Genomic DNA, 11,641 nt, shown 5'->3' on the forward strand with positions numbered 1-11,641 from the left:
CGGTGTTTTGATCAGGTCGCGCCATTAGGGGTGATATGTTGCCATCTATGAGCCGACCGGTTAACCTTACAGTGCCCTGTATGCTGTTGTCGCGCTTCGCTCGACGCTTGCTTGGCAGCAGATCACTTGCCCGCTCGCGGGGCTTTCCCTTGGCATCAACGTAGGCATAGAGCGTCGACAACGATACGCCGAGTTTAGCCGCGACATCACGCGCGGCGTTGTCGCCCCATCAGCACACGCGCCCTGATGGGGATTGATGCCTTGGTTCAAGCCTTCAATTGCGCGGCTGGATAAGCGCCAGTGCGACGGTCGTGGCGGCCATTACGGCCGTCAGGGTAAGGGGTCCTGCGGCACCATAATTGTCCACAACGTAGCCGCCGACAACGGCACCAATGCTGATGGCGACCTGGAAAGAGACCACCATCAGGCTACCGGTAGCTTCGAGGGCGTCCGGCGCGCTGCGGGAAAGATTGGTCGGAAGCACGACCGGTGCCATGCCAAACGCAAAGCCCCAGAGCGCGACCAGCGTGAATGCGATGGCCGCATAAGCGCCGCCGAGAACCAGAATGAGCGCCGCAGATGCCATCAGGCCAGCGGTTACCGCAAGTGCCATCGTCACACTCGCATCGGCCATCCGTCCGCCGGCGACATTGCCGATCACTGAGGCAATGCCGAAACCGAGCAGCGCAAGAGCGATCGATTGCGTATCAAGCAGCGTCACCTGCTCCAGGAAGGGCCGTACATAGATCGAACCCGCGAAATGCCCGGTCATCAGCAAGAGAATGGCCAACATGCCCAGCTGAATACCCCTACGCCGTGTCAGCTTGAACACGTCGGTCAGGCTGTTGCTCGTGCTTGCCGGCAGAGTGGGCAGGCTGATGGCCTGCATCAGCATGGCGATCAGCGCAAGCCCGGCCGTCATCGCCATGGCCGTTCGCCAACCTAGCCAATCGCTGATCAATGCGCCCATGGATGGTGCGGCAATCGTTGCCAGCGAGACGCCAAGGGTCACGATGGCCATGCCGCGCCCGGTGGCGTTGGTGCCAACCAGCCTTGCGACGACGGCAACGGAAAGTGCCCAGAACCCGCTGAGTGCAATGCCCAATCCGGCGCGACCAACCAGCAGCAACCAGAATTCGCCGGCCGTGGCTGCAAGAATGTTTGAGCCGACTGCAAGCGCCGTCAGAGCAACCAGCACCGTCTTGCGGTTCAACTTGCCGATCAGCACGTTACTGAACAAAGCCGTAATGGCACCAACGGAAGCTGTTGCCGTCACGACCTGTCCCGCAGTGCCCTCACTGATCCCCAGATCGCGCGCCATCGGCGTCAAAAGTCCGGCTGGCAAAAACTCGGCAGACACCAGAGCAAAGCTGGTTGCGGCCATGGAAAGCACGGCAAGCCAGGTTGCCGCTGTCCACGCGGTGTCTTCCGCCGCTCCAGAATCGCTGATGGGCTCATCGAGCTGTAAAGTTGTGTCCGTCATCTCTGTGTGTCTCCTACATCGCAGACAACTATAGCCAGCCCCCTCAGGATGATATGTAGCTCAAAATCCTAAATTCATGTCCATTCGTCCGGAATTGCTGCGGCGCACAATGCCGGGCGATGAGTGGGTCACGCGCTTGAACGCCCGCGCGAATGAGGCTTCCGACTCATATCCCAACCGGGTGGCCACTTCCGCTACCGACATGCCGTTTCGAGACAGCATCTCCCGAGCAAGCTCCATGCGCAGGCGAGCGAGGTAACGCGCCGGGCCTTCGCCGAGAACTGCGCTGAACCGCTCGGCAAAGATCGACCGTGACTGACCTGCCACGACAGCGAGGCTCTCCAGCGTCCAGTGCTGGCCGGGCTCCCGGTGAATGGCTGATAGCACGCGCCCGATATGTGGGTCGCGAATGGCCGCAAGCCAGCCGGTGGTCGAAGCGCCGCTGCAATTCACCCAGCAGCGAATAAGCCGGGCCGTCAGCAAGTCCGCCATCCGCGAAAGAACCGTTGCGCTGCCCATTTGTGGCTGAGATGCCTCGACAGACATGGCGGCCAGCAAAGGTCCGATGAGCGGGTCATTCCCCGCCACATCACAGCCCCGGATGATGGGTGGCATCAAGGAAATCAACGGATGAAGCGCTTGCTCGCCCAAAGCCATTGAACCGCAGAACAGGGTGGCGGTGGCCCCCGTCCCCTCCCGCACCACTTCACAAACGCTGCTTTCCAGTTTCGTAATCTGGCAAGATTCGCGACAATCGCCCTTAACATCCGGCGCACTCGCCAAGCGATGCGCAATGCCCTGCGGCAACAGCACCAGATCGCCCTCGTTCAACGCTTCCCACCCTTGAGCCTCAGTGTAAATCCAGCAAGGCCCCTGGCTCACAAAGTGAAAGCGCAAAAGCGGCTGCTGAGGAAACGCGATGTTCCACGGATGCCGCAGCTCACAGCGCCCATAATTGACGCCGCTCAGGCGAAAGTCCCGCAAGACCTCGCTGAGCGCGTCCATGGGTAGATCTGTCGATGGGGATTTTCGGGACGAATGATCAAGCATTCTAACAATCTATATGCAAATCGTCTGGCTTTCAATCTGGGTATTCGCAACGTTGAACGTCTTCGATCCCAAAATCCGAGCTGCACCCGGGTCGTCACCGATCACTGTGCAAAACTGAAATCCATCTTGAAAATTTCTCACCATCTGATAATCGGTAAGATGTCAGACCAATTATTGACTGGGCGGTCGGGGTTTCGGAATGAACAAGTCGGCAGACAATTACCTGATGACGCCTTTGCCCGCGGTGAACAGGGTGCGCCAGGTCGAGGCCGCACTTGCCGAGTTCGTGGACAGGGCAGGGCTGAAAGCTGGTAGTCGCCTGCCTGCCGAGCGCGAACTCATGACCGCTCTGGGCGTCGGCCGCTCCACCATCCGTGAGGTCATCCGCAAGTTTCAGGCGCTTGGCGTTATCGATAGCCGTAAGGGTAGCGGCAACTACCTGCTCAAGCCGATTTCCAGCGCGACCGTTCACATGCCCATTTCCATTGAAGCGGAAAGCCTGCGTGATGCGTTGCTGATGACGCTGGAGGTGCGCCGCGGAATAGAGGTCGAGGCCTCCATGGCTGCAGCCCGTCGCAGAACGGAAGAGGATATCGAAACCATGCGCCTGCGGCTGGAGGAGATGGAGCGCGTCCATCTTGCCGAGGGCACGTCAGGCAAGGCCGATCTCGCCTTTCACCTCTCTATTTATGAAGCCACCCACAATTCGCTGTTCAAGCAGCTTCTGGAGCAGATGCGTGAAGGCTTCGAGCGCTTCTGGTTGAAACCCTTCGACAGACCGGATTTTGCATCACGCTCCTTTCCGTTCCACCGCACGCTTTTCAACGCGATAGTCGCAGCAGATGCCGTCTCTGCGCGTGAAGAAACGCTGAAAATCCTCGCCATTGTCGAGGAAGATATCAAGGACATGTCCAAATGAGCCAAGGCAACGATCTCTATGATCCCGCATCTCTCATCGTTGCCCATGATGCAACGCATCCCTTTGAGGCCGTGGTGCCGCCCATCGTCCAGACCTCTCTTTTCACCTTCTCAAGCTATGACGAAATGGTCGCCACCTACCGCGGCGAAAGAAATCGGCCCGTCTATACGCGTGGATTGAATCCCACGGTCCGGATGTTTGAGGAAATGCTAGCGAAGCTCGAGGGTGCGGAGGATGCGCTTGGCTTTGCCAGCGGCATGGCGGCGATTTCATCGACGGTTCTCTCCTTCGTTTCACCGGGGGACCGTATCGTCGCTGTGCGCCACGTCTATCCGGATGCCTTCCGTCTTTTCGGCACCTTGATGAAGCGCATGAACATCGGCGTCACCTATGTCGACGGGCGGGATGAGGCTGCCGTTGAAAAGGCGATGCCGGGCGCAAAGCTCTTCTATATGGAAAGCCCGACGAGCTGGGTCATGGAAGCGCATGATGTCGGGGCACTGGCCGCAATTGCGCGCCGTCACGGTGCTGTTTCGGTGATCGATAACTCCTGGGCGAGCCCGATCTTTCAAAAGCCTCTGTCGCTTGGCGTTGATCTGGTCGTGCATTCTGCCTCGAAGTATCTCGGCGGCCATAGCGATGTGGTGTCCGGCATCGTTGCGGGCTCGAAAGCCATGATCGATACCATCCGTGCCGAAGCCTATCCCTATCTGGGCGGCAAAATGTCTCCCTTCGATGCCTGGCTTTTAATCCGCGGATTGCGCACCCTGCCCATTCGCATGAAATCGCATCAGGAATCGGCGCTTGAAATCGCATCGCGTCTTCAGGCGCTCGATGTCGTCGAAACCGTTTGCCATCCCGGTCTGGTCAACCGGCTGCCGCCCGGCCTAAACGGCACATCCGGCCTGTTTTCATTCATCTTCCGCGAGGGCGTGGATGTCAGGGCCTTTGCCGACCGTCTCGAACTTTTCAAACTTGGTGTTTCCTGGGGAGGACATGAAAGCCTGATCGTCCCTGGCGAAGTGGTGCTCGAACAGAAGGCGCAGCCGAATTCAGCGCATACGTTCGGTATCAGCCCGCGCTCCGTGCGCCTGCATGTCGGTCTTGAGGGTACTGAAGCGCTCTGGAACGATCTTGAACCTGCGATCCGGGAGGCATCTGCCGCCGCCTGACGCATTGACGAACGACGACAAAAAACGGGAGAACGCAATGAAAAAACTGGTAGCAGCAACACTCTTTACCGTCTTGATGGCCGGAACGGCACTGGCGGACACGACCTTGAAACTCGTGGAAGTCATCACGAGCCCTGAGCGCACCGAGACCCTCAAAGGCCTCGTCTCGAAATTCGAAGCCTCCAATCCCGGCACAAAGGTCGAGATCGTCTCCCTTCCATGGAGCGAAGCATTCCAGAAGTTCGCCACCATGGTTTCGGCTGGCGACGTTCCCGATGTCATTGAAATGCCCGATACATGGCTGTCGCTCTACGCCAATAATGGCTTGCTCGAGAGCCTTGAGCCCTATCTGGCAAAGTGGGAACACACCGCCGGTTTGAGCGCACGCACGCTGGAGCTTGGCCGCGACGTCAAGAACACAGCCTATATGCTGCCCTACGGTTTTTACCTGCGTGCCATGTTCTACAACAAGAAGCTGCTTGAGCAGGCAGGCGTGAAGGAACTGCCCAAAACGCTGGAAGAGTTTGCCGATGCTTCCAAGAAGGTTGCTGCCATCCCCGGAAAATACGGATATTGCCTGCGCGGCGGTCCGGGCGGCTTGAATGGCTGGGTTATGTTCGGCGCGTCGATGGCCGGCTCCAACGAGTTTTTCACCAAGGACGGACAGTCCACCTTTGACAGTCCCGGCTGGGTAAAGGGTCTGACCTATCTCGTCGATCTCTACAAGAACGGCTATGCGCCTAAGGACAGCGTCAACTGGGGCTTCAATGAGATCGTGGCCGGTTTCTATTCCGGCACATGCGCGTTCCTCGATCAGGACCCGGATGCTCTGATTGCCATTGCCCAGCGCATGAAGGCCGAAGATTTCGGCGTGATGACGATGCCAAAGGGTCCTGATGGCAAGACCTTCCCGACAATCGGCTTTGCAGGTTGGTCTATGATGGCGTCGTCAAAGAGCAAGGACTTGTCCTGGAAGTTGATCGAGACGCTGGAAGGGCCGGAAGGCAACATCGAGTGGAACAAGAAAACCGGTGCGCTACCCGTCCACACCTCGGCCGAAAAAGATCCGTTCTATGCCAGCGAGCAGTTCAAGGGTTGGTTCGAGGAGCTGGCAGACAAGAATGCCGTACCAACGACCATGCCGACCTATCTCGAAGAATTCGCGTTCTTCAAGGACTCGCTCGTCATCAAGTCATCGCAGGAGGCTCTTCTGGGTGACATCACGCCGGAAGAACTCGCCAAGCAGTGGGCTGACTACATGACGAAGGCTCAGCAGAAGTTCCTGAAATCGAAATAAACGAGACAGGCAGCGCGTGAAGATCAGCGCGCTGTCTGATCACCGCTTCGGTTCAGAAACAAACGAGATCAGCGCGTGGCGCATCCGTTCGCCGTGTTTCGCTGGGGAGCACCTGATGTCCTATACCCAAAGCGCCGGGCCAGTGGCTCCGCGTAAACCCGCATTGCAGCGTCTGGCAAGAGCCGCCGAGCCGTGGCTCTACAGTGCACCCGTCCTGATCCTTATCATCACGGTCATGATGGTGCCGCTGGTTTTAGGCTTGTCTTACGCCTTTCGCGACGTTCAACTGCTCAACCCGTTCTCTGGCGGGTTCATCGGGCTCGACCATTTCAGAGAGCTGTCGCAGGACGTCGCTTTTTACCGCGCGCTGAAGAACACGCTTTGGTGGACCGGGGCTTCCGTCTTTCTACAATTCACTTTCGGGCTTATTCTGGCCCTGCTTCTGGACAAGCCTTTTGCGGGCCGTGGCGTGGTGCAGGCGCTTGTCTTCCTGCCATGGGCCGTGCCGACGTTTCTGGCCGGGCTCAACTGGGCATGGCTGTTCAATCCCGTCATCGGTCCACTGCCGCATTGGATGACGTCGCTCGGGCTGCTCTCTGCGCCCAACAACATTCTCGCGGATCCGCATCTGGCCATGTGGGGTCCGATCATCGCCAATGTCTGGTGGGGCATTCCGTTTTTTGCCATCACACTGCTGGCCGCCCTTCAGGCCATTCCACGTGATCTCTATGAGGCCGCATCGATCGATGGCGCAACGCCGCTCCAGCGCTTCACATCCATCACACTGCCGTTTGCGGCACCCACCATCGCGATCACCGTTTTGCTGCGCACCGTATGGATCGCCAATTTCGCCGATCTCATCATCGTCATGACCAATGGCGGACCGGCTGACCGAACGCAGATCGTTGCAAGCTACATCTTCACGCAGGCCTTCAAGAGGCTCGATTTCGGTTACGCATCCGCCATCGCGCTGGCTCTGCTGGTGCTTCTGCTCGCCTATTCCATGGTCATCGTCATCATGCGCCAGCGCCTCATCGAGAAGGATTGACTTATGACCGGCAGGATTTTTCTCACCATCGCGCATCGCTTCGCGCTTCTTATCTACATCCTCTTTGCGCTCTTCCCACTTTTCTGGCTCCTCAAGGTGTCGGTCACGCCCAACGACCTTCTTTATAGTGAGGGTGTGCGGATGTGGCCGTCGCATGCGACGCTCGATCACTATCGGTACGTTATCGAAAACAGCGCGTTTCCCACCTTCTTTAAAAACAGCGTCATCGTTGCCGGCTCGACAGCGTTTGCGGTGACCATCCTGTCCTCGCTTGCCGGTTACGCACTGTCGCGTTTCCGCTTTCGGGGCAAATTCTGGATCATCGGGCTGATGCTGGTCACGCAGATGTTTCCGCTCGTCATGCTCGTGGCGCCCATCTTCAAGATGCTTTCGCCTTTGGGTTTGACGAACAGCCTGACGGGCCTCGTCATTGTCTACACGGCGTTCAACGTACCCTTTGCGACTTTTCTCATGCAGTCGTTCTTCGACGGCATTCCGAAAGACCTCGAGGAAGCGGCGATGATTGACGGTGCAAGTCGCTTCACGGCGTTCCGGCAGATCATCCTGCCGCTAACCCTGCCGGGTATCGCCGCGACGCTCGGCTTCGTCTTCACGGCAGCGTGGAGCGAGTTGCTCTTTGCCCTGATGCTGATTTCCGGAAACGAAAGCGCCACATTCCCGGTTGGTTTGCTGACCTTCGTGTCAAAATTCTCGGTCGACTTTGGACAGATGATGGCGGCAGGCGTGCTGTCGTTGATCCCCGCATGCCTCTTCTTCCTGCTCATTCAACGATACCTCGTGCAGGGCCTGACGGCCGGTGCGGTGAAAGGATAATCCATGGCTTCCATCGAGCTGAATCGCGTCGCCAAATCCTATGGTGACCATCCCGTCCTGCACGGTGTCGATCTTTCCATTGCTGATGGCGAATTCGTCGTCCTCGTCGGTCCATCCGGCTGCGGAAAATCCACGCTTCTGCGCATGATCGCGGGTCTTGAGGAGATCACTTCAGGTACGCTCACCATTGACGGGCAACTGGTCAATGATCTCAAGCCGAAGGACCGGGATATCGCCATGGTCTTTCAGTCCTACGCGCTTTACCCGCACATGACTGTGGCAGACAATATGAGCTACAGTCTGCGTCTGCGCAAAAGCCCCAAGGAGGTCATCGCATCAGCCGTCGCCGCAGCATCCGGCAAGCTTGGGCTGGACCCCTATCTGGCGCGGCGTCCAAAGGCGCTTTCCGGCGGGCAGCGCCAGCGCGTCGCGATGGGTCGCGCAATCGTGCGCCAGCCAAAGGCATTCCTCTTTGACGAACCGCTCTCGAACCTGGATGCGCGCCTGCGCGAGCAGATGCGGGCAGAAATCAAGCGCATGCAAGCAGATCTGCGCGCCACCTCCGTTTACGTGACCCACGATCAGATCGAAGCGATGACGCTTGCATCCCGGATCGTTGCGATGAATGACGGATATGTGCAGCAGATCGGCGCGCCGCTCGATCTTTACGATAGTCCGGCCAATCTCTTCGTCGCAGGCTTCATCGGGTCACCAGGAATGAACTTCCTTGAAGGCCGGTGCATGCAAAAGCCCGATGGAAGCGCCATGGCACTGCCGGATGGCAGTGTGATGCCACTGGGGCGGCAGGTTGCCGTTCAGGACGGCGAGGCTATAACGCTCGGAATTCGACCCGAACACGTCGTGGTCGCTCCTGACGCAGAAGGTATTGAGGCCAAGGTGGACCTTGTCGAGCCGACTGGCCTTGGCATCATCCTGCATCTGGCAGTCCACGGAATGCCCTTCAAGCTGTTTTCATCAGATCGCGCCCTTCTGCAGCCGGGCAAGTCCATCACGGTCGGCCTGCCGCCGGAGAAACTGCACGTCTTTGACGTGAAGGGCGGCCGTATCGACTGAATTGGTGGCGCCAGCCGTCGTTACAGCGGCGGGCACGCCAAACCGAGATGATCGCGCAGCGTTGACCCTTCATATTCGGTGCGGAACAGGCGCCTTTCCTGAAGGATCGGGACAACCAGCAGCGTGAAATCCTCAAGGCGTTGCGGGAAGAAGGGAGGCATGACGTTGAAGCCATCGGCGGCGCGTCCGTCAAACCATTCCTGCATACGGTCGGCAATCTCGACTGGCGTGCCAAGGACGATATGATGACCGCGACCGGCGGCAAGACGCAGAGCCAATTGACGGATCGTCAGGCTTTCACGGCGTGCCAGAGCAGTCAGCAATTCGGCTCGGCTCCGCAATTGGTCCGATATCGGCAGATCAGGTAATTATGCAGTCATTGGGCTTCGGCGATCACATCGTCGAAATCTTACCAGAAGTTCATTCGCAGGTCCGGCAGATCGTCGAGCGGTAGCGACGAAGGGTAATTGCGATCTCAGCCTGCCTGATCTTCTTCCCATGCATTCACGGAATGATGTGGCAGTCTTTCGGTGTTCGAGTCAGATGCAGGCAAGCCAGTCAACGCAAGTCACGCCGCCAAGTCGTCATGAGCCTTGCGGAAATCCACGGGTTTGGTTGCCACCATGATCCGTACGCGGTTCGATGGAAAGATCATGTCGTCGCCACCAAGGCACGCGCGACGGCGCCGATCCGAGCCGCAGACGCACCCTCCTCAAGACGGATTGTGACCGGGCCAACAACAATTTCGGTGAGGGAAACTGGTTTGACATTCAACCGCTCCAGCGCGGGCGTCTCGACGACCACGGCCGCGAATTCGACTGCGTCTTCCGGCTCAGGCAGAACCAGCTTGCCCTCTCGTGCCAGTGTTCGCCAGATCGACAGCTGATTGGCCTTTAGCCCGTGGCGGGCCGCGACCTCATTCACCGTCACACCCGGCCGCAAACTTTCTGACACGATCCGTGACTTGACCTCATCAGGCGATTGACGATGCACCTCGCGTCCGCTCTGCCGCGTCGTGAGAACCTCCAATGTAGTATCCATGGAGAAGCTCCTTATCGCTTCTCCATGGAACTTCGATCACAGATCAAGCGACAGCGGGCAATGTGCGGGGAGAAAACCCGTTACGTTTCAGCCTTCGCTAGGAAACTTGCAACAAGTCGACAGACTATCATGCAGGTCCACGATGAAGGTTCACGCTCCGTTCGATCTTAGCGTACGATTTGGAGCTGTTCTTTGTTCCGACCCTAGATACATTCACTCTTCTCCGGTCTTAGCGAGGACGTCGGCATGTGGAGGGATTTCGCAGCCCGCTACCGGGGGCGAATCTTTGCTGGACTTTTTCTATCAAGCTTTAACGAGGGTTTGGTTATCTCGCCCCAGACCTTGATTGCCATCGGCGTCCGTGGGCTAGCCTTGGACCTAGATATCTATAGCGGTAACGACAAAGCGGATGGAGGGGAAACTGACGGTGGCAATCCTGCGTGACCTGCCACTGAGAATTTCCTCCAGATTCGATTATAGTCCGGCTCATCGAGGACGGACTTATGAAGAAGCAGAGATTTACGGAAGAGCAGATTATTGGTGTGCTGAAGGAGCAGGAGGCGGGCGTTAAGGCCGCCGACCTGTGCCGCAGGCACGGAATTTCCGAGGCGACCTTTTATAATTGGAAGGCCAAATACGGCCGCATGGAGGTGTCGGAGGCCAAGCGTCTGAAGGCGCTTGAGGACGAGAATGCAAAGCTGAAGAAGTTGTTGGCCGAGCAGATGCTGGATGTTGCCGCTCTTCGTGAGCTTCTTGGAAAAAAATGGTAGGGCCCGCCGCCAAGCGTGAAGCCGTCACGCATCTGAAGGTCACAATGGGGCTTTCGGAGCGGCGGGCCTGCCAGATCATATCTGCCGACCGCAAGACAGTCCGTTATCGATCCAGTCGACTACCTGAGTTAGAGCTGCGAGCAAAGTTGCGCGATCTGGCCAATGAGCGCCGCCGGTTCGGCTATCGTCGATTGTTCGTCTTGCTTCAACGAGACGGAGAGCCGTCTGGTATCAATCGCATCTACCGGCTCTATCGCGAGGAAGGTCTTTCCGTGCGCAAGCGGAAAGCGAGGCGTCGTGCTGTCGGTACGCGTGCGCCGATCCTCGTTGAAGCAAAGGCAAATGCCCGCTGGTCGCTGGATTTCGTCCACGACCAGTTCGCCTGCGGCAGACGCTTCCGTGTCCTCAATGTGGTCGACGATGTCACGCGCGAATGCCTGGCGGCGATCCCGGACACATCGATCTCCGGCCGCCGTGTCGCGCGAGAACTGACGACGCTTATCGAGCGACGGGACAAGCCCGGCATGATTGTCTCAGACAATGGGACCGAACTAACCTCGAATGCCATCCTTGCCTGGTCGAAGGATCACAAGGTTGAGTGGCACTACATTGCGCCGGGAAGACCGATGCAAAACGGCTATGTCGAGAGTTTTAACGGCCGCATGCGCGACGAACTGCTCAATGAAAGTTTGTTCTTTGGGCTCGATCATGCCCGCAGCGCCATTGCGGAATGGGCCGACGACTATAACAATTTCCGGCCGCACTCATCGCTCGGATACCAGACCCCGGCGGACTATGCCGGGATCATCGCCGCAACCGGCTCCAACGCTACGCAAAGTGGAAGCTTCGCGTTTCCGCCGGTTGCTCCCACCGCGCCATTTGGCGTATCAAAAACCGCCGAGGCTCTAATCGCAGCCGGATGAAACTTCAGTGGCAGGTCAGGGGCTATTTAG

The 11,641-nt window shown here is 58.1% G+C and carries 10 protein-coding genes and 1 pseudogene; 7 read left to right on the forward strand and 4 right to left on the reverse strand.

The features are described 5' to 3' along the window. Window positions 1-274: 274 nt before the first annotated feature. Both RMR21_RS23885 and RMR21_RS23890 read right to left on the reverse strand, forming a co-directional pair. Window positions 275-1,483: an MFS transporter gene (locus RMR21_RS23885; RefSeq protein WP_498672496.1), complete on the reverse strand. Its 1,209-nt coding sequence runs from the start codon at window positions 1,481-1,483 to the stop codon at window positions 275-277. Between the two features lie 60 nt (window positions 1,484-1,543). Then, window positions 1,544-2,533, reverse strand: a complete 990-nt coding sequence (locus RMR21_RS23890; protein ID WP_498672500.1) for an AraC family transcriptional regulator — start codon at window positions 2,531-2,533, stop codon at window positions 1,544-1,546. 199 nt (window positions 2,534-2,732) lie between these two features. Here RMR21_RS23890 and RMR21_RS23895 point away from each other — a divergent pair, with 199 nt between their 5' ends. From RMR21_RS23895 to RMR21_RS23920, 6 genes are all read left to right on the forward strand, one after another. Continuing rightward, window positions 2,733-3,452, forward strand: coding sequence for a FadR/GntR family transcriptional regulator (locus tag RMR21_RS23895; RefSeq protein ID WP_498672502.1), 720 nt, complete (start codon window positions 2,733-2,735; stop codon window positions 3,450-3,452). After that, window positions 3,449-4,624 (forward strand): PLP-dependent transferase, encoded by a 1,176-nt coding sequence (locus RMR21_RS23900; protein ID WP_498672504.1) that lies wholly within the window; start codon window positions 3,449-3,451, stop codon window positions 4,622-4,624. The genes RMR21_RS23895 and RMR21_RS23900 overlap by 4 nt, the downstream gene beginning before the upstream one ends. Window positions 4,625-4,661: 37 nt before the next feature. Next, entirely contained in the window at window positions 4,662-5,921 is a 1,260-nt protein-coding gene (locus RMR21_RS23905) for an ABC transporter substrate-binding protein (protein ID WP_498672507.1), read from the forward strand. Window positions 5,922-6,036: 115 nt separating this feature from the next. Then, a complete protein-coding gene (locus RMR21_RS23910) occupies window positions 6,037-6,969 on the forward strand; it encodes a carbohydrate ABC transporter permease (protein WP_498672510.1) in 933 nt (310 codons plus the stop codon). Window positions 6,970-6,972: 3 nt separating this feature from the next. Then, window positions 6,973-7,803 carry a carbohydrate ABC transporter permease gene (locus RMR21_RS23915; protein ID WP_498672512.1) on the forward strand — a complete coding sequence of 277 codons (831 nt, stop codon included), beginning with the start codon at window positions 6,973-6,975 and terminating at the stop codon, window positions 7,801-7,803. A gap of 3 nt (window positions 7,804-7,806) precedes the next feature. Next, window positions 7,807-8,877: an ABC transporter ATP-binding protein gene (locus tag RMR21_RS23920; RefSeq protein ID WP_498672514.1), complete on the forward strand. Its 1,071-nt coding sequence runs from the start codon at window positions 7,807-7,809 to the stop codon at window positions 8,875-8,877. Window positions 8,878-8,897: 20 nt separating this feature from the next. On the opposite strand, the pseudogene RMR21_RS23925 reads toward RMR21_RS23920, so the two are convergent. Beyond that, window positions 8,898-9,245: pseudogene (locus RMR21_RS23925) on the reverse strand (nitrilotriacetate monooxygenase); the annotation flags it as partial. Window positions 9,246-9,528: 283 nt separating this feature from the next. Continuing rightward, the gene (locus RMR21_RS23930; protein ID WP_498672517.1) at window positions 9,529-9,918 is read right to left on the reverse strand and encodes a transposase; all 390 of its coding nucleotides are present in this window, start codon (window positions 9,916-9,918) and stop codon (window positions 9,529-9,531) included. Window positions 9,919-10,421: 503 nt separating this feature from the next. Between RMR21_RS23930 and RMR21_RS23935 the strand changes: the two genes are divergently transcribed. Then, window positions 10,422-11,611 (forward strand): IS3 family transposase gene (locus tag RMR21_RS23935; RefSeq protein ID WP_498672519.1). Its coding sequence is split into 2 segments (ribosomal slippage): window positions 10,422-10,674 and window positions 10,674-11,611, totalling 1,191 coding nucleotides; the frame shifts between segments, so codons are not numbered across the junction. Window positions 11,612-11,641 lie beyond the last annotated feature (30 nt).

The sequence above is a fragment of the Agrobacterium sp. rho-8.1 genome (genome assembly GCF_033957725.1).
In the GTDB taxonomy this organism is placed as follows: Bacteria; Pseudomonadota; Alphaproteobacteria; order Rhizobiales; family Rhizobiaceae; genus Agrobacterium.